This is a genomic window from Nonomuraea africana, assembly GCF_014873535.1.
Lineage (GTDB): Bacteria > Actinomycetota > Actinomycetes > Streptosporangiales > Streptosporangiaceae > Nonomuraea > Nonomuraea africana.
This window is the reverse complement of sequence record NZ_JADBEF010000001.1, coordinates 2,451,900-2,472,881: the sequence shown is the minus strand read 5'-3', so window position 1 is coordinate 2,472,881 and position 20,982 is coordinate 2,451,900. Positions and strand designations below refer to the sequence as shown.

At 72.8% G+C, this 20,982-nt stretch carries 19 protein-coding genes; 9 read left to right on the top strand and 10 right to left on the bottom strand.

Annotated features, from left to right (window positions below; all coding sequences use genetic code 11):
* Nucleotides 1-2: 2 nt before the first annotated feature.
* From H4W81_RS11505 to H4W81_RS11485, 5 genes are read left to right on the top strand one after another with little or no spacing between them, the layout of a single operon-like run.
* Nucleotides 3-1,148, top strand: coding sequence for an ABC transporter permease (locus H4W81_RS11505; protein ID WP_225958560.1), 1,146 nt, complete (start codon nucleotides 3-5; stop codon nucleotides 1,146-1,148).
* The gene (locus H4W81_RS11500; RefSeq protein ID WP_183644118.1) at nucleotides 1,145-1,990 is read left to right on the top strand and encodes an ABC transporter permease; all 846 of its coding nucleotides are present in this window, start codon (nucleotides 1,145-1,147) and stop codon (nucleotides 1,988-1,990) included. The genes H4W81_RS11505 and H4W81_RS11500 overlap by 4 nt, the downstream gene beginning before the upstream one ends.
* Nucleotides 1,990-2,805, top strand: a complete 816-nt coding sequence (locus H4W81_RS11495) for an ABC transporter ATP-binding protein (protein ID WP_192774795.1) — start codon at nucleotides 1,990-1,992, stop codon at nucleotides 2,803-2,805. The genes H4W81_RS11500 and H4W81_RS11495 overlap by 1 nt, the downstream gene beginning before the upstream one ends.
* The gene (locus H4W81_RS11490; RefSeq protein WP_192774794.1) at nucleotides 2,802-3,710 is read left to right on the top strand and encodes an ABC transporter ATP-binding protein; all 909 of its coding nucleotides are present in this window, start codon (nucleotides 2,802-2,804) and stop codon (nucleotides 3,708-3,710) included. The genes H4W81_RS11495 and H4W81_RS11490 overlap by 4 nt, the downstream gene beginning before the upstream one ends.
* On the top strand, nucleotides 3,710-4,669 hold the full coding sequence (locus tag H4W81_RS11485; RefSeq protein WP_192774793.1) for a M24 family metallopeptidase: 960 nt from the start codon (nucleotides 3,710-3,712) through the stop codon (nucleotides 4,667-4,669). Before H4W81_RS11490 ends, H4W81_RS11485 begins: the two co-directional genes overlap by 1 nt.
* Before the next feature lie 76 nt (nucleotides 4,670-4,745).
* On the opposite strand, the gene H4W81_RS11480 is transcribed toward H4W81_RS11485, so the two are convergent.
* The 3 genes from H4W81_RS11480 to H4W81_RS11470 form a co-directional block, all read right to left on the bottom strand.
* Nucleotides 4,746-5,621, bottom strand: a complete 876-nt coding sequence (locus tag H4W81_RS11480) for a Cgl0159 family (beta/alpha)8-fold protein (RefSeq protein WP_192774792.1) — start codon at nucleotides 5,619-5,621, stop codon at nucleotides 4,746-4,748.
* Between the two features lie 268 nt (nucleotides 5,622-5,889).
* Nucleotides 5,890-6,768: a sugar phosphate isomerase/epimerase family protein gene (locus H4W81_RS11475; RefSeq protein WP_192774791.1), complete on the bottom strand. Its 879-nt coding sequence runs from the start codon at nucleotides 6,766-6,768 to the stop codon at nucleotides 5,890-5,892.
* Complete coding sequence (locus H4W81_RS11470) at nucleotides 6,765-7,847, bottom strand: Gfo/Idh/MocA family protein (protein ID WP_192774790.1); 1,083 nt, start codon at nucleotides 7,845-7,847, stop codon at nucleotides 6,765-6,767. The genes H4W81_RS11475 and H4W81_RS11470 overlap by 4 nt, the downstream gene beginning before the upstream one ends.
* A 718-nt stretch (nucleotides 7,848-8,565) precedes the next feature.
* Between H4W81_RS11470 and menC the strand changes: the two genes are divergently transcribed.
* The 4 genes from menC (at nucleotide 8,566) to H4W81_RS11450 (ending at nucleotide 12,085) form a co-directional block, all read left to right on the top strand.
* Nucleotides 8,566-9,669, top strand: coding sequence for an o-succinylbenzoate synthase (gene menC / locus H4W81_RS11465; RefSeq protein WP_192774789.1), 1,104 nt, complete (start codon nucleotides 8,566-8,568; stop codon nucleotides 9,667-9,669).
* Nucleotides 9,670-9,755: 86 nt separating this feature from the next.
* Complete coding sequence (locus tag H4W81_RS11460) at nucleotides 9,756-10,784, top strand: dipeptidase (RefSeq protein WP_192774788.1); 1,029 nt, start codon at nucleotides 9,756-9,758, stop codon at nucleotides 10,782-10,784.
* Complete coding sequence (locus H4W81_RS11455; protein WP_192774787.1) at nucleotides 10,781-11,515, top strand: GNAT family N-acetyltransferase; 735 nt, start codon at nucleotides 10,781-10,783, stop codon at nucleotides 11,513-11,515. Before H4W81_RS11460 ends, H4W81_RS11455 begins: the two co-directional genes overlap by 4 nt.
* A gap of 42 nt (nucleotides 11,516-11,557) precedes the next feature.
* A complete protein-coding gene (locus tag H4W81_RS11450) occupies nucleotides 11,558-12,085 on the top strand; it encodes a universal stress protein (protein WP_192774786.1) in 528 nt (175 codons plus the stop codon).
* Between the two features lie 21 nt (nucleotides 12,086-12,106).
* Here H4W81_RS11450 and H4W81_RS11445 read toward each other — a convergent pair whose 3' ends face one another.
* The 7 genes from H4W81_RS11445 to H4W81_RS11415 all read right to left on the bottom strand — a co-directional run bounded on the left by H4W81_RS11445 (nucleotide 12,107) and on the right by H4W81_RS11415 (nucleotide 20,982).
* Entirely contained in the window at nucleotides 12,107-12,796 is a 690-nt protein-coding gene (locus H4W81_RS11445; RefSeq protein WP_192774785.1) for an ABC transporter ATP-binding protein, read from the bottom strand.
* Nucleotides 12,793-14,601 carry a dipeptide/oligopeptide/nickel ABC transporter permease/ATP-binding protein gene (locus tag H4W81_RS11440; protein WP_192774784.1) on the bottom strand — a complete coding sequence of 603 codons (1,809 nt, stop codon included), beginning with the start codon at nucleotides 14,599-14,601 and terminating at the stop codon, nucleotides 12,793-12,795. Before H4W81_RS11440 ends, H4W81_RS11445 begins: the two co-directional genes overlap by 4 nt.
* Nucleotides 14,601-15,527, bottom strand: a complete 927-nt coding sequence (locus H4W81_RS11435; protein WP_318782497.1) for an ABC transporter permease — start codon at nucleotides 15,525-15,527, stop codon at nucleotides 14,601-14,603. The genes H4W81_RS11440 and H4W81_RS11435 overlap by 1 nt, the downstream gene beginning before the upstream one ends.
* 8 nt (nucleotides 15,528-15,535) lie before the next feature.
* Nucleotides 15,536-17,119, bottom strand: coding sequence for an ABC transporter substrate-binding protein (locus H4W81_RS11430; protein ID WP_192774783.1), 1,584 nt, complete (start codon nucleotides 17,117-17,119; stop codon nucleotides 15,536-15,538).
* A gap of 86 nt (nucleotides 17,120-17,205) precedes the next feature.
* On the bottom strand, nucleotides 17,206-18,789 hold the full coding sequence (locus tag H4W81_RS11425; protein WP_192774782.1) for a PucR family transcriptional regulator: 1,584 nt from the start codon (nucleotides 18,787-18,789) through the stop codon (nucleotides 17,206-17,208).
* Nucleotides 18,790-18,818: 29 nt separating this feature from the next.
* Nucleotides 18,819-19,667, bottom strand: a complete 849-nt coding sequence (locus H4W81_RS11420) for a serine hydrolase (protein WP_192774781.1) — start codon at nucleotides 19,665-19,667, stop codon at nucleotides 18,819-18,821.
* Nucleotides 19,660-20,982, bottom strand: coding sequence for a serine hydrolase domain-containing protein (locus tag H4W81_RS11415; RefSeq protein ID WP_192774780.1), 1,323 nt, complete (start codon nucleotides 20,980-20,982; stop codon nucleotides 19,660-19,662). Before H4W81_RS11415 ends, H4W81_RS11420 begins: the two co-directional genes overlap by 8 nt.

The window sequence follows — 20,982 nt, the reverse complement described above, 5'->3', positions numbered from 1 at the left end:
CGATGACCGACGAGACCTCCGGCACGGCCCGCCCGGCCGTGCCGGAGCCCTCCCCCGGCGCCCCCCACCGGGACCCGGCGCTCTCCGAGAAGACGCTCGCCGCCCGCCCGCGCGCTCGGCGCAGGAGGGCTCCGCTGGCCAGGTTCCTGCTGCGCCGGATCCTCATCGCGATCCTGCTGGCCTGGGGCATCACGCTGGTCACGTTCGTCCTGACCAACCTCGTGCCGGGCGACCCCGCGACCGCCAACCTCGGCCAGCGTGCCCTCGGCGACCCCGCGATCGTCGCCCAGTGGCGGCAGGAGCACGGCCTGGACAAGCCGCTCCCCCAGCAGTACCTCATCCACCTGCAGGGGCTGCTCCAGGGCGACCTCGGCACCAGCCAGCAGAGCCACCGCCCGGTCAGCCAGGACATGGTCGAGACCGTCCCCGCCACGCTGGAGCTGGCGGGCGCGGCCATCGTCGTCTCCCTCGTCCTGGGCGTGGCGTTCGGCGTGGTGGCGGCGCTGCGCAGGGACCGCCTGTCCGACCACGTGCTGAGGGTGCTCAGCCTGATCGGCATCTCGGTGCCGACGTTCTGGCTGGCGCTGGTGGCCTTCTACGTCTTCTTCTACCGGCTCCAGATCACCCCGGGCAGCGGCCGGATCGACCCGGGTCTGGCGGCCCCGCCGCCCGTCACGGGGCTCGCGACGGTGGACTCGGCGCTGGCCGGCCAGTGGGACGTCTTCGCCAGCGCGGTGGGCCACCTCCTCACCCCCGCGCTGGTGCTCGCCCTCTACACGATCGGCCTGCTCACCCGCTTCACCAGGAGCGCGGTGCTCGAGGTGCTCGGCCAGGACTACGTCCGCGCCGCCCGCGCCAAGGGCCTGCCGGGCCGGGTGATCCTGTTCAGGTACGTGCTCCGTTCGGCGCTGGTGCCGATCATCACCGTGGCCGGCCTCGCCTTCGGCAGCCTGCTGTCGGGCACCGTCCTCGTCGAGGCGATCTTCGCCTGGCCCGGTGTCGGGCAGTACGCCTACAAGAGCGCCACCACCCTCGACCTGCCCGCCGTCATGGGCGTGGGCCTGGTGGTCGGCGGGGTCTACCTGGTCATCAACCTGATCGTGGACGTGCTGTACGGCGTCATCGACCCCCGAGTGAGACTGCAGTGAGACGACGACTGCCCGAAGCATGGCGGCAACCCCTGGCCATCGTCGGCGGGGTGATCGCGCTCGCCTGGCTGGTGATCGCGCTGGCGGCCCCGCTGCTGGCCCCGCACGACCCGCTCGCCCAGGACCTGCCGAGACTCGCGCCGCCCGGCGCCGACCACTGGTTTGGCACCGACCAGCTCGGCCGCGACATCCTCAGCAGGGTCATGTACGGCGCGCGCGTCTCCATCCCGCTGACGCTGCTGCTGGTCGTCCTGAGCCTGCTGATCGGCGGCCTGCTCGGCGCCTGCGCCGGATACTTCGGCAGGTGGGTGGACGAGACGATCATGCGGGTCGCCGACCTCGTCTTCGCCTTCCCCACCGTCATCCTGGCCATGGTGGTCGCGGCGGCGCTGGGCGCGAGCCTGGTCAACGCGGTGCTCGCCGTCCTCGTGGTGGCCTGGCCCGCCTACGCCCGCGTCACGCGCGGGCTCGTGCTGGGCGTGCGGGAGCGGGAGTTCGTGCTGAGCGGCAGGCTGCTGGGGTTCTCCGTGTGGCGCTCGCTGCGGGTGGACGTGCTGCCGAACGTCACGGGCCCGGTGCTCGTGCTGGCCACGCTCGACATCGGCACCGCGCTGCTCCTGCTGTCCGGGCTGTCCTTCCTCGGCCTGGGCGCCAAGCCGCCCTCCCCCGAGTGGGGCGCGATGGTCGCCGGCGGCGTGGAGGTCTTCGACAGCTGGTGGGTGGCCACCTTCCCCGGTCTGGCGATCCTGACCGTGGTGCTGGCCTTCAACTTCCTCGGTGACACGCTGCGCGACGCCCTCGACCCCCGTACGGCCCGCGCCATCAAGGAGCGTGCGCTCTGATGCTCGACATCACCGATCTCAGGGTCGCCATCGGCGGCAGGGACATCCTCGGCGGCGTGAACCTCTCGCTGCGCCAGGGCGAGGTGCACGGCCTGGCCGGCGAGAGCGGGTCGGGCAAGACCATGACGGGTCTTGCCGTCCTCGGCCTGCTCCCGCACGGCGCGCGGGCCACGGGCTCGATCGCGCTGGAGGGCAGGGACCTGCTCGGCCTGCCGTCCAGGGAGCTGAACAGGGTGCGCGGCGGCGAGATCGCCATGGTCTTCCAGGACCCCGCCACCAGCCTGCACCCGATGCTGACCATCGGCAGGCAGCTCACCGAGCACATGCGTCACCACCTGGGGCTCGGCCGCGCGGAGGCGCGGTCGAGGGCGGTGGAGCTCCTGGCCAAGGTCCGCATCCCCGGACCGGACGAGGCCTTCGGCCGCTACCCGCACCAGTTCTCCGGCGGGATGCGCCAGCGCATCGCCATCGCCATCGCGCTGGCCTGCTCGCCGAAGGTGCTGATCGCCGACGAGCCCACGACGGCGCTCGACGTGACCGTGCAGGCGGGCGTGCTGCGGCTGCTGCGCGGCCTCTGCGACGATCTGGGGCTGGCGGTGCTGCTGGTCACCCACGACCTCGGGGTGATGTCGGCGGTGGCCGACGAGGTGAGCGTGATGAAGGACGGCCTGGTGGTCGAGTCGGGCCCGCGCGGGCAGGTCCTGCGCACGCCCTCCCATCCCTACACCCGCTCCCTCCTGGACTCCCTCCCCGAGGCGCCCGCCGCCCGGGAGGAGCCGGTGCAGAGGACCGCAGGAGACGGAGAGACGGCATGACGACGCTGACGATCAGCGACCTGGTCGTGGAGCACCGCTCTTCGGGACGGCCCGTGGTGCGGGCCGTGGCCGGAGCCAGCCTGACGGTCTCGCCCGGCGAGGTGGTCGGGCTGGTGGGCGAGTCGGGCTGCGGCAAGTCGACGCTGGCCAGGGCCGTCTGCGGGCTGCATCCTGCGGCAGAGGGCGAGATCACCTTCGGCGGCCGCCCGGTCACCCCGCTGGGCCTGCGCAGGCGTGAGCTGACCGCGATCCAGATGGTCTTCCAGGACCCGTACGCCTCGCTGAACCCGCGCCGCCGCGTCGGCGACCAGATCGCCGACGGCCTGCGCACCGCGGGGGACACCGCCACCGCCCCCGCGGACCTGCTGGAGCGCGTCGGCCTGCCCCGCGAGTTCGCGGGACGGCACCCGCACGAGTTCTCCGGCGGTCAGCGGCAGCGCATCGCGATCGCCAGGGCGCTGGCGGCCAGGCCCTCGCTGCTGATCGGCGACGAGCCGATCTCCGCGCTCGACGCCTCCGCGCAGTCGCAGGTGGCCAGACTCATGCGCGACCTGGCGGTGGACTCGGGCGCCGGCCTGCTGTTCATCAGCCACGACCTGTCGGTGGTCAGGCTGATCGCCGACAGGATCGCGGTGATGTACCTCGGGAAGATCGTCGAGGTGGGCCGCACCGAGGAGGTGTGGGCCGCGCCGAAGCACCCCTACACCAGGGCGCTGCTGGCCGCCATCCCCCAGCCCGACGGGCTGGGAGTGCTGCCCGCCGAGCTGCCCGGTGACGTCCCCGATCCCGCCGACCCGCCCCAGGGGTGCCGCTTCCACCCGCGCTGCCCGCTGGTCATGGACGTGTGCCGGGTGAAGGAGCCCGCCTTCGGCCCCGTCGCCTGCTGGCTGCACGCCCCCGAGTGATGAGGGAGCAGCTGGTACGCCAGGCGATGGCGGCGGCGGGCGTGGACGCGCTGGTGCTGCGCCCCTCCCCCGACTTCCGCTTCCTCGGCGGCGCGGGCGACGCCTTCCTCGTCGTGGTCAGGGACCGGCCGCCGATCGAGACGAGCGATCCCGCCGCGCTCGTCCCCCGCGGGGCGCGCAGGGTCGGCGTGGACGACGAGATGCGGGTCGCCGAGCTGTTCGCGATGCGGATCGACGCCGAGCTGATCCCCGCCTCCGCCGTTCTGCGCCCGCTGCGGCTCAGGAAGTCGCCCGGCGAGGTCGAGGCGGTGGCGAGGGCCGCGGGGGCGGCCGACGCCGTCCTGACGGCCGCCCGGGAGCTGGCCTGGTTCGGCGCGACCGAGCGGGAGATGGCCGCCCGGCTGCGGGCGCTCATGGTGGAGGGCGGCTGCGAGGAGCTCCTGTCGGTGCGGGTCGCCGCGGGCGAGCACACCGCGGCCCGCGCGCACGCGCCGACCGAGCGGGTCATCAATCCCGGTGACGCGCTGCAGGTGTCGGTCTGCGGCAGGTGGGACGGCTTCTGCGCCGAGGTGGCCAGGGTGTTCGCGGTGGCCGAGCCGCCCGAGGACTTCGAGGCGATGTACTCGGTGGTGCTGGCCGCCCGCGCGGCGGCGCTGGAGGCCGTACGGCCCGGCGCCCCCGCGGCCCAGGTGGCGGGCCGCGCGCTCCAGGTGATCGAGGACAGCGGCTACGGCGACTTCGCCCAGGTGAACGGCAGGGGCGTGGGCTGGGGACCCGACGAGGGGCCCCGGCTGGACGAGCCCGAGCCGCTGGCCGACGGCATGACGCTGTGCGTCGCGCCCGCCATCCAGCTGAGCGGCCTGTTCGGCGCGCGGGTGGCCGACACGGTCGCCTGCGGACGGGACGGCGCGCTGCTGCTCACCCCGGGCTCGCCCGCCCTCCACGTGCTCGACCGCTGAGGCTGCCCGGCGGCCTCCGGTCACCGAGGCGCCGATGGGGCGATGGGGGCGACCGGCGAGCCTCTGCGGCGGTGGCTCACAGCAGACCCACCGCCGCGTCGACCGCGGAGACGACGTCGTCGTCCGGCGGGTAGAGCAGCGACCTGCCCACGGCCAGGCCGCGCGCGGTCGGGCAGGCCAGCGCCTTGCGCCACCTGGAGAAGACCGCCTCCTGGTCGGAGTCCACCTCGCCGCCGAGGATGACGACGGGCAGCGTGGTGGCGGCCATCACGCGCTCCATGTCGTCCACCACGGGCAGCTTGAGCCAGGTGTAGGCGGAGGTGCCGCCGAGTCCGGCGGCGATCGCGGCGGCCTTGACCATGGCGTCGGGGGTGAGCACGTTGCGCACCAGGCCATCCACCCGGTGCGAGATGAACGGCTCGACCATCGCCAGGAGGTCGCGCTCGGCCAGGCCGCTGACGGCTCTGGCGGTCGCCTCGAGGGTGTCGACGCTGGCGGGGTCGGCGTAGTCGATCCTGGTCAGCGTCTTGCCGCCCTCGAACCGCATCGCCTGGATCCGCGCGGCGTCGTAGCCGGTGAACCTGTCGTCCATCTCGAACGCCGCGCCCGCGAGGCCGCCGCGGTTCATCGAGCCGATGACGACCTTGCCGTCGAGCGCGCCGAGGAGCAGGAGGTCCTCGAGGATGTCCGGGGTGCCGAGGACGCCGTTGACGCCGGGCCTGGCAAGTGCGGTGCAGAGCCGGTCGAGCAGGTCGAGCCGGTCGGCCATGGCGAGGGGGCGGTCGCCCGCGCGCAGGGCGCCCCTGGCGGGGTGGTCGGCGGCGATCACCATGAGCTTGCCGTGCTCGCCGAGCAGGCTGCCGGGGCGCACCCGGAGGGCGGCGGCCTCGGCGATCGCGGCGGGCCGGCTGGCCCTGGTCTCGACGAGCGTCGCGAGCCTGTCCTGGATCATGAGCGCTCTCCTGTTGGGGTCTTCGGCGGATCGAAGGCGGGGCCGGGGTGCTCTCGGGACGGGTCCTCCAGGGTGGCGGAGCTCCGCACGGGGCCGAGGTCTCCCGGCGACACGACCCCCACCACGGGGCCGGGGTTCTCCGGGGAGACCGACGAGGGGATGAGCGCGGGGCCGGATCTCGGGACGGACTTCGGGCCTGTCTTCGGGCCTGTCTTCGGGACGGTCTTCGGGCCGGATGTCGGGCGGGACGTCCGGCCGGACGGCTCGGTCACAGACGCTCCGCCAGCCAGGTGAGGTTGTGCCGCTGGTCGGCGATGACGGCGTCCCACGTCTCGGCGGTGACCGCGGCGCTGTCCTGCTCGATGACGTACCACCCGGCGTAGCCGTTGGCCTTGAGCTGGGCGAGGAAGGGCTCCAGGGCGACGTCGCCGCGGCCGAGCGGGCACGCCACGCCGGCCCACCACGACTCGAGGTCGACGTCGCCGCGCGCCTTGGCGTCGGCGACGACGGAGTGGCGCACGTCCTTGACGTGGACGTGGTGCACGCGGTCGGCGTACTTCTCGGCGTAGCCCGCGGGCGAGGCGCCGCCGAGCTCGAAGTGGCCGCTGTCGAGGCAGAGCGAGACGTCGGTCAGCTCCATGAGCCGGTCGATCTCGGCGGCCTGCTCGACGTAGGTGGCGTAGTGGGGATGGAAGACGGGGCGAACGCCGTACGACCTGACGACCTCGCAGGCGGCGGCGACGCGGTCGGCGGCGCGCCCCCAGGTGGCGGCGTTCCAGCCGGCGCCGGTGCGCCACGGGTTGGCGCGCAGTGCGTCATCTCCCTCGTCGGCCAGCACGGCCACGACGTCGGGGTTGCCGGAGGCGGCCAGCTCCTCCAGGGTCTGGCGCATGGCGGCCAGGTCGGCGGCCAGCACCTCCTCCGAGAGCGACAGGTGCAGCGGCACGTAGGACGCGACGACGGTGAGCCCGTTGTCGGCGAACAACCTGGCGGTCTCGGCGGGCGAGCCGAAGAATCCGGGCGGGCCGAGCTCGCTGCCGGTGTAACCGGCGGCGGCCATGGCCTCGAGCAGCTCGACCGGCTTCATGTCGATGGACTGGCCGCCGTGGACTCCGTAGCTGCAGGGGGCAGAGGCGATCTTGTTCATGCGAGGCTCCGGGCGATCTGCTGGAGGGCGGCGGTGTCGTAGGCGGCGCCGGCGGCGGTGGAGAGGACGGGTGCGCCCTCGGTGACGGAGGCGTGGAAGGCGAGCAGTTCGTGCACGAACCCGGTGCGGTGGTCGGAGACCAGGCGGGTGGTGGCCCGCTCGCCGCCCTGCACGGTCTCGACGACCAGCTCGGCGCGGGCGTCGCGCAGGTAGGGGCCGGGCAGGTTCAGGTAGAGACGGCCGGCGGAGCCGAAGACCGCGATCTCCTCGCCGTAGTCGGGGAAGTCGGGCAGCCAGTTCCACGACAGCGACAGCTGGGCGTCGCCGAGCGTGCCGAGCGCCTGCAGCTGTGGCGGCTCCTCCGGCTTCACCCCGGGCTTGAGCCCTGCGGCCTGCGCGTGGGCGATGGACAGCGGCTGCTCGCCGAACAGGGCGCGCAGCACCGAGAACTCGTGCACGACCGAGCCCTGCAGCACGTTGGTGTAGATCGACTGGTACGGCTCGCCGAGGTCGCCCACGGCCTCGGCCGCCTTCGCCCGCTCGTAGGAGGTGTCGATGGTGGCGGGGTCAACGTCGCCGTAGCGAAGGTGGCGCTGGTGGGCGAACTGCGGTTCGTCGTCGGGGTGCAGCACGGTCACCCGCACCAGTCTGAGCGCGCCGAGGCCGGCCAGCTCGGCGCGGGCCCGAGCCATGATCGGGTCGTACATCTTCATGTAGGCCACCTGCAGCACCAGGCCCTTGGCCGCGGCCAGCGCGTCGAGCTCGAGGCACTCGGCCGTGGTGTGCGCGAACGGCTTCTCGGCCAGCACGTGCTTGCCCGCCTCCAGCGCCCTGCGGGCCAGGTCGGCGTGGGTGCCGGGGGTGAGGATGAGGACCGCGTCCACCTCGGGGTCGGCCAGCACCTCGGCGGCGTCGGTGGAGTGCCGCACGGGCCCGCCGTACTCCGCCGCGATCTGCGCCGCCAGCGTGGCCGACAGGTCGCAGACGTGGGTGACCTGGTACTTCTCGCGCAGCGTCTGAAGGTTCTGCAGGTGGACGGCCTGCGCGATGAGGCCGAGACCGATGACGCCGAGGCGCATGGGTGACTCCTGTTCGATGGGCGGCGTCACGCGACGCCGGTGTCCTTGACGATGATCGTGAAGCGCCTCGTGAACTGGACGTTCGACTCGACCAGCCGCAGGTCATCGGGGCGGCGCACGTCCTCGCCCGCTGCGCGGCGCGTCCCGTCGGGCGTGCCGAACTGTCCGTTGTGACGTTTTCTATCGAGCGGGACCGGCGCGTGTCAAACATTTGTTAAGACATTAGGATGTATGAGTGTCGGCCAGACGGCGCGTCTCGTCGGCCCATCCGGCGAGGAACATCATCGCCTGCCCCCGCTCGCGATAGCGGTGCGCCGCCTCGACCGGTCTGGCGGACCAGGCGGTCGAGGGCGGGCAGGCCGGCGGCGGGCACGGTCGCCCCGCCCTGCGCCCGGCCGAGCCGCCTGGCCATCACCGCGTGCCCCTCGACGGTCAGCCGCTCGCCACCGGCATCCTCCAGGTAGAGGGCCACGTCGCCGTCGTCCCGCTCGACGACGGCGAGCGGCTCGGGCGCGCGCACCCCGCTGCCCTTCCACGCCTCCGGCAGCCCGTCGGCGTAGGCCGCCGCGGATCTCGTCGTTCACTCAGGGATCATAGATCCCCCTTCGTTAGGGGTAGGAGACGAAGAAACGCCCCGATTCGGGCGTCCGGCACGAATCCTCGGGGGACCGTCGTGGCCTAGCGTCGGACGGAGTCCGTGCTACGAAGTGGAGACAGCATGAAAATCACCGGAGTGGAGCTGCGCCGGATCGCGATGCCGCTGGTCGCGCCGTTCCGCACGTCGTTCGGCACCGAGCACGAGCGGGACGTCCTCCTGGTCAGAGTGGTCACGCCCGACGCCGAGGGCTGGGGCGAGTGCGTGGCGATGTCGGAGCCGCTCTACTCCTCCGAGTACGTCGACGGCGCCGCCGAGGTGATCCGCCGCTTCCTGCTGCCCGCGCTCCCCGACAACGTCGACGCGTACGGCGTGAGCCGCGCCCTCGAGCCGATCAAGGGTCACCGCATGGCCAAGGCGGCGCTGGAGACCGCCGTGCTGGACGCCCAGCTGAGGGCCTCGGGCGAGTCGTTCGGCCAGTTCCTCGGCGCGACGAGGGACCGGGTGCCGTGCGGGGTGTCGGTGGGCATCATGGACTCCGTCCCGCAGCTGCTCGACGCGGTGGAGGGCTACCTGGACGAGGGCTACGTCAGGATCAAGCTGAAGATCGAGCCCGGCTGGGACGTCGAGCCGGTGCGCGCGGTCAGGGAGCGCTTCGGCGACGACGTGCTGCTGCAGGTCGACGCGAACGCCGCCTACACCCTGGTCGACGCCCCGCAGCTGGCGAAGCTCGACGCGTTCGGCCTGCTGCTGATCGAGCAGCCGCTGGCCAACGACGATCTCGTGCAGCACGCCGAGCTGGCCACGCGGCTGCGCACCCCGATCTGTCTCGACGAGTCGATCGAGTCGGCCGAGCACGCCGCCGCCGCCATCTCGCTCAAGGCCTGCTCGATCGTCAACATCAAGCCCGGCAGGATCGGCGGGTACCTGGAGGCGCGGCGCATCCACGACCTGTGCCGGGCGCACGGCGTCGCGGTGTGGTGCGGCGGCATGCTGGAGACGGGCCTTGGCCGGGCCGCGAACGTGGCGCTGGCCGCGCTGCCCGGCTTCACGCTGCCCGGCGACACCTCGGGCTCGCGCCGCTACTACGCCACCGACATCACCGCGCCCTTCGAGCTCGACGGCGGCCACCTCACGGTGCCGACGGGTCCCGGCCTGGGCGTGGATCCCGTCAAGGAGATCCTCGACGAGGTCACCACCTCGACGGAGTGGATCCCGCTCGGCTGAGCGGTTGGGCTCCCGCACGAAGAACGGCCAGGTCTTGATGTCACAGGACGAATTCCGGACTTGTGCTTTCGCATAGCGTCACGGGCATGTCGCTGGATCTCCACCGCCGCGCCGTGGTCGCGGACACCCATAACGACCTGCTGATGGCGGTAGCCGCGCGCCCACCCGAGCGGTGGGCGCCCTTCTTCGCCGAGCAGTGGCTCCCGCAGCTGCGCGAGGGCGGGGTCGGGCTGCAGGTGCTGCCCGTCTTCGTCGACGACGCCTTCCGGCCCGAGGGCGCGCTGCGCCAGACGCTGCGCATGATCGAGTGCGCGCACGTCATCGCCGAGGGCAACGCCGACGCCGTGGCGCTGTGCCTCGACGCCGCCCAGATCGACGCCGCCCTCGCCGAGGGCAAGATCGCCCTCGTGCTGGCCATGGAGAGCATGCCGGGCCTGGACGACAGCGTCGAGCTGATCTCGACCGTGCACCGCCTCGGCGTCCGGGTCGCCTCGATCGCGCACTGGGGCCGCACGCCGCTGGCCGACGGCAGCGGCGAGGACGCCACGGGCAGCGGGCTCACCTCCTCGGGCGTCGCCGCGCTCAAGGAGATGGAACGGCTGGGCATCGTCTTCGACGTCTCCCACCTTGGCGCCTCCGGCGTGGCGCACGTGCTGGAGCTGGCCACCAGGCCGCTGATGGCCACCCACTCCTCGGCCCGCGCGCTGCGCGACCACCACCGCAACCTCACCGACGACCAGATCAGGGCGGTCGCCGCGACCGGCGGCGTCGTCTGCGTGAACTTCTTCCCGCACTTCCTGGCCGCCGACCCGTCCGGCTACACGCTCGACACGCTGGTGGACCACATCGAGCACGTCGCCACCGTCGCCGGCATCGACCACGTGGGCCTCGGCCCCGACTTCGTCAGGGAGGTGCTGATGGACGTGACCCCGCCGTGCTGCGAGGACGCCGGCCTCGACGGGATCGACCCCTACGCGACCGTCCCCGGGCTCGAAGGGCCCCGCGGGCTCCCGCTGGTCACCGAGGCCCTGGTCAGGAGGGGCGTACCGGACAAGGACCTGCTCAAGATCCTGGGCGGCAACGTCCACAGGTTCCTCGGCGAGGCGCTGCGGTGATCGAGATCAGGGAGCTCCACCGCCTGGAGGAGTTCGCCGAGGCCTTCAGGCTCTTCACCGGCATCTGGGGCTTCGAGCCGGGAAACCAGCCGGTCAACCCCGAGATGATGCGGGCGCTGTCGCACGCGGGCAACTACGTGGCGGGAGCGTACGACGGCGGGGTGATGGTCGGCGCGTCGGTGGCCTTCTTCGCCGAGGGCGCCGCGCTGCACTCCCACATCACGGGAGCGCTCGTCGGCAGGGGCATCGGGTTCGCGCTCAAGCGGCACCAGCGCGCGTGGGCGCTCGATCGCGGGCTCGAGCGCGTCACCTGGACCTACGACCCGCTGGTGCGCCGCAACGCGCACTTCAACCTGGCCAAGCTGGGCGCCAGGCCCGAGGAGTACCTGCCCGGCTTCTACGGCGCCATGGACGACGCCGTCAACAAGGGGGACGAGTCGGACCGGTTGCTGGCCGTGTGGCGGCTGGCCGCACCCGCCGGGCCGTACACGGTCGAGGGGGCGCGGGTGGCGCTGCGGGCGGTGACGGGCCGGCCCGTCACCGGCGACCTGGACGCCAAGGTGCTGCTCGTGGCGGTCCCCGAGGACGTGGAGGCGCTGCGGAAAGAGGATCCCGGCGCGGCGAAGGCCTGGCGGTACGCGGTCCGCGACGTCCTGGGTGGGCTGCTGGACGATGGCGCCCGGGTAACAGGTTTCCATGCGAAGACGTATTACGTGGTGGAGCGGCCCTGACAGGCGCAGTATTGGACGCGAACCTCTTTCGAGGAGGACGCGATGCTACCCGTGGAACCGCGTGTGGTCGTCGGGGTGGATGACTCTCCCGCCTCACGCTGGGCGCTGGCCTGGGCGGTCGGCGCGGCCCGGCTGTGGGGCATGGCGCTGGTCGCCGTCCATGTCAGCCGGGCTCCCGTGCACCCGTTTCCCGAGGCGCTGCCGTACACGCACGCGATCAGCCAGCTCGAGGAGGCCAGGAGCGTCGAGCTCATCCAGGCCCTGTTCGAGGACATGACAGGCGGGACCCCGCCGGACATCAGCACGGCCACGGTGTCCAGGCTCGGCGAGCCTGGCCCGCTGCTGGTGGAGCTGGCCAGACCGGGGGATCTGCTGGTGGTGGGCAGGGGGCGCAGGGGCGGGCTGGACCGGCTGCTGCTGCCCTCCACCCGCCGCTACTGCACCCGCCACGCCCGGTGCACGCTGGTCATCGTGCCCACGCCACCGGCCTCGGAGCCGATGACCGACCCCGCCGCCGCGGCCCGCCCTTCGTGGATGCGGTGGCTGTCGCCGCGCCATCCCGCCGAGTGACCCCGGTTCAGGGGCCTGGGTTCAGGGGACTGGCAGGCGGGGCACCGCCGACAGCAGGTCGCGGGTGTAGGGGTGCGCGGGCGTCGCCACCACCTGGTCGGTCAGGCCGTGCTCGACCACCCTCCCCTCCCGCATGACCGCGATCTCGTCGGCGACGTAGCGCACCACGGCCAGATTGTGCGAGATGAACAGCATCGACAGCCCGAGCTCGGCCCTCAGCCCGCGCACCAGGTTCAGCACCGCGCCCTGCACGGACACGTCGAGGGCCGAGGTGATCTCGTCTGCGACCAGCAGCCGGGGCGAGGCGCCCAGCGCCCTGGCGATCGCCACCCGCTGCCGCATGCCGCCCGACAGCTCGCGCGGATAGCGGGCGGCCAGCTGCGCGGGCAGCGACACCAGGCCGAGCAGGCGTTCGACCTCCGACGTCGCCGAAGCGGCCGTGGGCCGGCGCAGCCCCTCGGCCACGGAGGCGCCGACGGTCATCCTCGGATTCAGCGAGGCGTAGGGGTCCTGGAAGACCATCTGGACGCCGCCGCCGTCGAGGATCTCCCCCGTGTACGGCACCAGCCCGCTCACCGCTCGCGCCAGCGTGGACTTGCCCGACCCCGACTCGCCGACCAGGCCGACGATGCGGCCCTGCGGGATCTCGAGCGTGACGTCGTCCACGGCGGTGAACGAGCCGAACCGCACGGTCAGCCCTTTGATGATCATGATGCCTCCCAGCAGGCGACGCGGTGCGCCTTGCCGTGTTCTTCCAGTGGCGGGCGCTCGGCCGTGCAGCGGCCGGTGGCGAGGGCGCAGCGCGCGGCGAACGCGCACCCCTCCCCCACCTCCGCGGGTCCAGGCTGGCGGCCGGGGATGCTGGCCAGCGGGCGCGACCTGTCGGCTGACATGTCGGGCACCGAGGCGACCAGCGCGCGGGTGTAGGGATGGGCGGCGCCCGAGACGAGCTTGTCGGCGGGCAGTTCCTCGACCACGCGTCCGGCGTACATGACGACGACCCTGTCGCACAGCGACCCGACCACCGCCATGTCGTGCGAGATGAACAGCGTCGCGGCCGCGCTCTCCTCGGTGACCTCCCGCAGCAGCCGCAGGATCTCCCGCTGCACGGTGACGTCGAGGCCGGTGGTCGGCTCGTCGGCGATGATGAGCCTGGGCGCGCCCATGAGCCCCATCGCGATGACGGCGCGCTGCCGCATCCCGCCCGACAGCTCGTGCGGGTGCTGACCCGCCCTTCTGGCGGGCTCGGAGATGCGCACGTGGCCGAGCCGGTCGACGGCTCTGCGCCAGGCGTCGGCCCTGCCGGCGCCCTGGTGGACGGTGGCCACCTCGGCGAGCTGGCCGCCGACCTTGAGCGCGGGGTTGAGCGAGGCCATCGGGTCCTGGAAGACCATCGCCAGCGAGGTGCCGAGCAACTTCCTGCGCTCGGTGGCGGGCAGCGCGTGGACGTCCTGCCCGCCCAGCAGCACGGGCCCGCCGCCGACGGTTCCCGGGTAGGGCACGAGGCCGCCGATGGCGTAGGCCGTCAGGCTCTTGCCGCTGCCCGACTCGCCGACGATGCCGACGATCTCGCCGGGCGCGGCGGTGAGCGACACCTCGCGCACCGGCGTGACGCCGCCGGGGAAGGTGACGGTGAGGTTCCTGACCTCCAGCACGGCCTCGGGGTCCGCCGCTCCCCCGTCGGCCGCGGGCGGGAGGCTCCCGCCCGCCTTGGGCACGGCGGAGCGGGTGGCGCTCTTGGCCAGCGCCTCGCCCATGAGGTTGAACCCGAGCCCGGCCAGCACCACCATGAGCGCGGGCCCGAGGGCGACGATCGGGTTGACGTAGATCCGCGCGAAGCCGTCGAAGAGCAGCCGTCCCCAGTCGTAGCCCGGCGCCTGCACGCCGAGCCCGAGGAAGGACATGCCCGCCAGGCCCACCAGGCTGGCGCCGATCATGACGGTCAGGTTGAGGATGAGCGGTTCGGCGATGTTCGGCAGCACGTGCCTGCGCACGATCGTCGTCCTGGAGACGCCCAGCATGCGGGCGGCGGCTACGTAGTCGGCGCGCGCGATGGAGGCGGCCAGCGTCTGGGTGAGCCTGGCGAATCCTGGCGCGAGCGCGACGCCGATGCCGAGCACCGCGCCGCGCGCGCCGAGTCCTGCGACGACGGCGGTGAACATGGCCAGCAGCAGCCCGGGGAAGGCCACCAGCGCGTTGACGGTGGAGCTCACGAGCCGGCCGAGCCCGCGGGGCAGGACCGAGGGCAGGGTGCCGAGCACCACGCCGATCACCGCGCCGATGGCGGTGGCCAGCACGGCCAGCAGCAGGGAGAGCCGGGCCGCCACGAGCATCCTGGCCAGGATGTCGCGGCCGAGGTTGTCGGTGCCGAGCGGGTGCGCGGCCGAGGCGCCCCGCAGCGCGGCGGCGGGGTCGATCAGCTCGGCCCGGTCGCCCCAGATCGGCGGCCCGACGACGGCCAGCACGAGCATGAACGCGACGATCGCCGCCCCTGCCAGCCCTGAGGGGGTCCGCATCAGCTCTCCTTGATGGTCGACTTGGGATCGAGCACGGCCAGCGCCAGGTCCACGCCCGTGTTCACGACGAGCACGATCGCCCCGTAGACGAGGATCACGCCCTGCGCGACCGGGAAGTCCTTCTGCGTGATCGCCTCGGTCATCCGCATGCCGAGTCCCGGCCAGGCGAAGACGAACTCGACGAGCACGCTGCCCGCGATGAGGCCGCCGAGCAGCAGCCCTCCGGTGGTCAGCGTGGCGGTGAGCGCGTTGGGCAGCACGTGCCGGAGGTGGACCCTGAGGGCGGGCAACCGCTTGGCCCTGGCCAGGCGGACGTAGTCGCTGCCCAGCTCGCGGGCCGTCTCGGCCCTGACCAGGCGGGCGATGAGCGCGGCGGGCCCGATGGACAGCGCGGCCACCGGCAGCACGTATGACAGCGCGCCGTCCTTGCCGGCCGGGGGCAGCCAGCCGAGCACGACGGCGAAGACGACGACCAGCCCGATCGCGTAGAGGAACTCGGGGACCGCGACGGCGGCCCCCGTACCGGTGGTGAAGCCCAGCTCGGTGCCCCTGTTGCGGCCGTTCTCCGTGCGGATCGCGGCCCACAGGCCGAGCGGCACCGCCACCAGCAGCGACACGAGGGTCGCCAGGACGGCGAGCGACAGGGTGTTGGGCAGCCGGTCCATGACGATCTGGCCCACCGGCTCGCCACTGAGGAAGGAGGTGCCGAAGTCGCCGGTGAACACGCCGCCGGCGTAGTCCAGGAACTGCTGGACGAGCGGGTCGTCCAGGCCGAGGGCGGCCCTGCGGGCGGCGATCAGCTCCGGTGGGGCCTGCGGGCCGAGGGCCGCCCTGACGGGGTCGCCGGGGATGAGGTGGATCATCGCGAACGTGGCGACCATCAGGGCGGCCAGCCCCGCCGCGAACCTGAGCAGGCGGCGCAGCACGAACAAGGTCAGCTCGCCTTCGTCATGCGGATCGAGCTCGGGATGACGATGTAGGAGATGGCCTGCACCGTGGCGCCCTTCACGGCCACGACCGCGGTGTTCTCCACCACGGGGACCAGGTCGGCCGCCTCGAACAGGGCCGACTCCGCCGCCTCCCAGTCGGCGCAGCTGGCCGGCGCGGGCCGCCCACCCGCCTTGGCGACCAGCTCGGTGTAGCGGGCGTTGTCCAGGTGGGCGAAGTTGGCGCCCTCGGGCGCGGCGGGGCCGCTCAGGAAGCCGATCAGCTGGGACGGCAGCGCCACGCCGATCGGCAGCCAGGCCACGTCCCAGTCCTGGGTGGCGTTGAGCGACTCGGCGAGCTTGGTGTCGATGACGCCGTTCAGCTTCACCTCCACGCCCGCCTTCTTCCACTCGGCGGCCAGGTACTCGGCCGCGGCCATGATGGCCGCTCCCTTGGTCGTGACGAACAGGTAGCGCAGGGTGAGGCGCTTGCCGTCCTTCTGCCTGATCCCGTCGGGGCCCTGCTTCCAGCCCGCGGCGTCCAGCGCGGCGGCGGCCGCCCGGGGATCGTAGGCGGGGACGTGGCCCGTCACGCTGTCGCCCTTGCACGGCCGCGGCTCCATGACCAGGCTGGTGGCCTTGCGTCCGGTGCCGCCGCCGGCGATGCCGGCCAGCTCCTGGAGGTTGACGGCCTGGGTGAGCGCCTTGCGGACGGCGGGGTCCTTGGCGGGACGGCCGTCGCCCTGATGGTAGAAGAACTGGCCGTTGCCCATGGCCACGACCAGCTTGGTGATCGAGGGGTCGGCCTCGACGCGCTGCCGGTCCGAGCCCGTCACCACGGTGGAGTTCACCGCCCCCGAGGCCAGCAGGTTGACCGCCGTCTGCTCGTTCGAGATGACCTTGAGCACCACCTTGACGGGCAGTCCCGGTGTCTTGCCCGTGACACCCTCCGGCCCCCAGGCGTAGTCCTGGCGCAGGTTGAAGGTGTAGTGGTCGCCGGAGACGGCCTCGGTGAGCTGGAACAGGCCCGAGCCCGAGGTCTGCCTGGCCAGCACCGAGCGGTCCTTGAGACCCTTGCCGCAGACGATGTAGACGTCTCTGGCGCTCTCCAGGATGAAGGAGAACGGCTTGGGCGTGGCCAGGGTGACGGTGCCCGCGGCGTCGTCGCCCTTGGCGGTGAGGTCGGGCGGGACGAGCACGCCCCTGAGCGGCGACTTGCCGGCGGGGTCGGTGATGTAGGTGAAGTTGGCCGCCACGGTGGAGGGGGTGACGGGCGAGCCGTCGGCGCAGGTGACGTTCTTGCGCAGGGTGAAGGTGACGGAGTCTGGCTTGACGTCCCATTTCTCGGCCAGCGCCGGCACCAGGCTGCCGTCGGGCCTGGCCGCGACGAGGGTGTCGTAGGCGTAGCCGAGCACGGTGTTGGTCACCGACAGGATGGCGGTGGCGGGGTCGAGCACGCCTGGGTCGGCGGTGACGGTGCTGGTGTAGGTCGCGCCGGCGACGACGCCGCCGCCGGGAGTGGCCTGGCCGCCGCAGGAGGCGGCGAGCGCGGCCGTCGTCACGAGGACGGCCACCGACTTCGATGTGTTCATGCGGACTCCGGGGCTGTGGGGTGGCCCCACCTTCCCCTTTGCCCTTGTCCGATTCTTCGTACGGCGCGACGAAAGGAACCGCCCGGCTAGTGCCGCCGTCCGAAGATCCGCATCATGAGCATGGCCGCCAGCCTGGCCTCGGGATCGGCCAGGTCGAGGCCGCTGATCTCGGTCAGCCGGCGCAGGCGGTACCTGAAGGTGTTGGAGTGCACGTGGACGGCGGCCGCCGCGGCGTTGACGTCGCCGAAGCTGTCGAGGTAGGCGCCGAGCGTGGCGGCCAGCTCGGTGCCGTGCTCGGCGTCATAGCGCAGCAGCCGCTGGTAGGGGCCTGTCGGGGTCTGCTCCTCGGCCGCCGCCAGGTCGCCGAGGCGCAGCAGCAGCGCCTCGAAGTGGACGTCGCTGTACCCGGCCACCTCGCCGCGGGCCCCTCTGGAGCGCAGCACGCGCAGCGACCTGTCGGCGTCGGCCCTCGACCTGGCCACCTGGCTCAGGTCGGCGGCCAGCCGGCCCACGCCGATGTTGGCGCTGTGGCGGGGACCGACCCTGGACAGGAAGCTCTGCGCCACGCGTACGGCGCGGGCCTCCTCCTCGCCGCTGGCGTGCAGCGGCAGGATGGCGTAGGCGACCGAGCCGAGGAGCGCGGCGGCGGCCTTGGGGTGGATGGCGCCGACGTGCAGGGCGAGGGCGTCGCAGAAGCGCTGCCGGTCGGACTCGGACTGGGCCGAGTCGATCTGGTCGTCGGCCAGCTGGGCGGCCAGGACGCACAGCCGCTCGCTGGCGACGCCGAGCCTGCCCGCGGCCTCGGCGGCGTCCCTGCCGCCCTCCAGCACGGTGGACAGCAGGTCGGCCTGCAGCCGTCTGCGGGTGTCGGCGCCCACGCGCTGGCGCAGCAGGTGCAGCGCGACGATCTTGGCGGCGTCGGTGAGCGCCCACTCGCGCTGCTTGCTGAGCGGCTCGCGCACCGCCGCCCAGATGGAGCCGAGGATCTCGTCGCCCGACCGGACCGCGATGGCCACCCTGGGCAGGGCGTCGTGCAGCGGGATGTAGACGGGTCCCGGGTTCTGGTAGATCTTGCGGAACCAGCCCTGCTCGTCGAGCATGCGCTGGTAGGTCTCTGGCACCTGCCTGCCGAGCACGGTCGCGATGCGGCCCGGGTCGGCCTCGTCCTGCCGTCCCGAGAAGGCCAGCACCCGCGAGGAGCGGTCCTCGATCGTGACGGGCGCGTCCAGCAGCGCGCACAACGCGTTCGCCAGCGAGAACAGGTCGTCGGACGGTTCCTGTCCCGACTCGCTGAGGTCGCCCTCGGCCAGCAGGGAGCGCAGCAGCGCCGCGACCTGCGACCAGGAGGCGGCGCGGGTGAGGCCGAGGACGGCGACCCCGGTCTCGAGCGCCTTGGCGCGCACCCGCTCGTCCACCGCCACGGGCTGCTTGATCACGATGCCCGAGCCCGCCCTCGCGGCCTCCAGCAGGTCGCAGATGTTCTCGGCGCCGTCGACCCCCACGCCGAGCAGGATGCCGCCCGAGGGCAGCATCAGCTCGTCGAGGGGGTCGTAGATGTGGACGCCCGTGACCTCGGCGTCGAGGTCGCCAGGGGAGGCGGCGACGTCGAGGACGGTGCTGCCCAGGTCGTGGAGGATGCGGCGCAGACTGGCCCTCGGCCGGGTCGTCATCTCCTCACGATAGTGGACGAAGACCGACATCAGCCGCGTAGCTCGTCGACCGCCCTGCGGGCCGCGGCGCCTATCACGGCGTCCGCCGCGGGCAGGCGAAGGCCGAGCGAGCGCGGCCGGAGGAAGACCGCGACGGCGTAACGGCGGCCGTCGGGGTACTCCACGACGCCGGCCTCGTTGCGGATGCCGAAGATCGTGCCGGTCTTGCCCGACACCCGCACGTCGTCGCCGAAGCCGGACGACAGCCGGTGCGGCCAGATCTGCCTGCCCATGATCTGCCTGACCTCGGCGCACGCCTCGGCCGGGCCCGCCTCGTCACGCCAGATCCTGGCCAGCATCGTGGTGGTCTCGCGCGGGGTGGAGGCCGAGGTCCTGGCGGGATCGAGCACCGACAGCGCGCGCAGCCGTTCGGGATCGACCTGTTCCGCCTCCTCCCACGAGCCCGCACCCAGCTCGGTCAGAACGGTGCCGAGCAGCACACGGCAGTCACCGATCAGGTGCGTGCGCGTCAGCCCGAGCTCGGCGAGGGTGGCGTTGACGCGCTCCACCCCCACCTTCTCCAGCAGCGCGTCGGTGGCGGCGTTGTCGCTCATCGACATCATGAAATGCGCCAGGTCGCGCAGCGACAGCTCGATCTCGTCGGCGCAGCCCGAGGTGCCGATGCCGCCGTCGCGGTGCTCCATCGTCAGCGGCAGGCGCTCGGTCCTGGAGATCAGGCCCGCCGCGGCCTGGCGGGCGTACTCCAGGACGATCGGGATCTTGAAGACCGAGGCGAGCACCACGGGGTCGTCGGCCCGGTGGCAGACCTCGCGCTCGCCGTCGATCTCGCGGGCGTGCAGGAAGCCCTCCACGTCCGCGGCCTCGAACAGCTCACGCACGCGGCACCGCCCTGCCGTTGTGCAGGTAGGCGGCTCTGCCGTCCTCGATCACGAAGGTGATCGGCAGGTGGCCGCCGCCATCGGCCTTCACCTTGATGAACGTCTGGCCCGACATGTGCACGTACCTCTCGGTCACCCGCTCGGCGCCCGCCCTGGCCATGTACTCGCCGGGGACGGTGGTGACGTCGAGGCCACCGTCGGCGCCCGTCACCTCCAGCACCGCGGCGGGGGTGGCGTAGGTGCCGGTGTACGGCGCCGCGTCGACCCGCTCGGGCCGCTCGGGCGGCGTGGGCAGGGCCGGGACGGGCAGGCCGGTCAGCTCGCGGATGACCGGCAGGGCCACCTCGTCGATCAGCCCGAGGAAGCCGCCGCCGTTGCCGCTCATGGCGATCGTGACGCCGCTGCCGGGGATGATGCGCCAGAACGTGCTCTGCCCGATCGTGCCGCCGTCGTGGCCGAAGACGGGCGCGCCCCAGTCGAACAGCTCGAAGCCGAGGCCCCACCGGTCGGCCATCAGGCCGGGCACGCCCGGCACGTCGACCTGGGGGGTGGTCATCGCGGCGATGGTCTCGGCCTTCAGCACGCCCTCGCCGCCGTCGAGGAACATCCGGCCGAAGCGGACCAGCTCGCGCGGAGCCAGGCACATGGTCGATCCGGCGGGGGCGTTCGAGCGCGGCATCTGCCAGCCGGGGTGCACCGCGTTGTCCGGCCCGACATGCCCCGCCGAGGCGCGGAACAGGATGGCCTCCTCGGGCAGGAGGGCCGCGTGCGTGACGCCGAGCGGCTCGAGCAGCCGCTCGCGCATGGTCTGTTCCCAGGTGCCGCCGCCGAACCTGGCCGCCAGGGCGCCCAGCACGACGTAGCCGGAGTTGCAGTAGGAGAACAGCGCGCCGAGGGGGTGCGCCTGGCCCGCGCCGTGCAGGAACTCGAGGTAGCGCTCGACGCAGTCGTCGCCGCGCCCGGTGTCCTCGAACAGGTCGCCGTCGAAGCCGCCGGTGTGGGTGAGCAGGTGCCTGACCGTGACCGCCTTGCTGGTCTCGGGGTCGGCCACGCCGAACTCGGGCAGGTACTCGCGCACTGGCGTGTCGAGGTCGACCAGTCCCTCCTCGACCAGGCGCATCACCAGGGTGGCGGTCCAGATCTTGGTCGTGGAGCCGACCTGGAACAGGCTGTCGACGGTGGTCTCCACGCCCGTGTTCCTGTTGAGCACGCCGGTGGCGGCCTCGACCAGCTCGGTGCCCGTCCACACCGCGACGGCGGCTCCCGGCACGTCGTGGCGGCGGGCGGCCTCGTCCAGACGCTTCTGCAGGTCCAT

Excerpts from the sequence above, each read along its gene's own strand:
- H4W81_RS11505 (WP_225958560.1), top strand. The coding sequence starts at position 3 with ATGACCGACGAGACCTCCGGCACGGCCCGCCCGGCCGTGCCGGAGCCC.
- H4W81_RS11495 (WP_192774795.1), top strand. The coding sequence starts at position 1,990 with ATGCTCGACATCACCGATCTCAGGGTCGCCATCGGCGGCAGGGACATC.
- H4W81_RS11490 (WP_192774794.1), top strand. The coding sequence starts at position 2,802 with ATGACGACGCTGACGATCAGCGACCTGGTCGTGGAGCACCGCTCTTCG.
- H4W81_RS11485 (WP_192774793.1), top strand. The coding sequence starts at position 3,710 with ATGAGGGAGCAGCTGGTACGCCAGGCGATGGCGGCGGCGGGCGTGGAC.
- H4W81_RS11480 (WP_192774792.1), bottom strand. The coding sequence starts at position 5,621 with ATGATCCAGGACAGGCTCGCGACGCTCGTCGAGACCAGGGCCAGCCGG.
- H4W81_RS11475 (WP_192774791.1), bottom strand. The coding sequence starts at position 6,768 with ATGAACAAGATCGCCTCTGCCCCCTGCAGCTACGGAGTCCACGGCGGC.
- H4W81_RS11470 (WP_192774790.1), bottom strand. The coding sequence starts at position 7,847 with ATGCGCCTCGGCGTCATCGGTCTCGGCCTCATCGCGCAGGCCGTCCAC.
- menC (WP_192774789.1), top strand. The coding sequence starts at position 8,566 with ATGAAAATCACCGGAGTGGAGCTGCGCCGGATCGCGATGCCGCTGGTC.
- H4W81_RS11460 (WP_192774788.1), top strand. The coding sequence starts at position 9,756 with ATGTCGCTGGATCTCCACCGCCGCGCCGTGGTCGCGGACACCCATAAC.
- H4W81_RS11450 (WP_192774786.1), top strand. The coding sequence starts at position 11,558 with ATGCTACCCGTGGAACCGCGTGTGGTCGTCGGGGTGGATGACTCTCCC.
- H4W81_RS11445 (WP_192774785.1), bottom strand. The coding sequence starts at position 12,796 with ATGATCATCAAAGGGCTGACCGTGCGGTTCGGCTCGTTCACCGCCGTG.
- H4W81_RS11440 (WP_192774784.1), bottom strand. The coding sequence starts at position 14,601 with ATGCGGACCCCCTCAGGGCTGGCAGGGGCGGCGATCGTCGCGTTCATG.
- H4W81_RS11430 (WP_192774783.1), bottom strand. The coding sequence starts at position 17,119 with ATGAACACATCGAAGTCGGTGGCCGTCCTCGTGACGACGGCCGCGCTC.
- H4W81_RS11425 (WP_192774782.1), bottom strand. The coding sequence starts at position 18,789 with ATGACGACCCGGCCGAGGGCCAGTCTGCGCCGCATCCTCCACGACCTG.
- H4W81_RS11415 (WP_192774780.1), bottom strand. The coding sequence starts at position 20,982 with ATGGACCTGCAGAAGCGTCTGGACGAGGCCGCCCGCCGCCACGACGTG.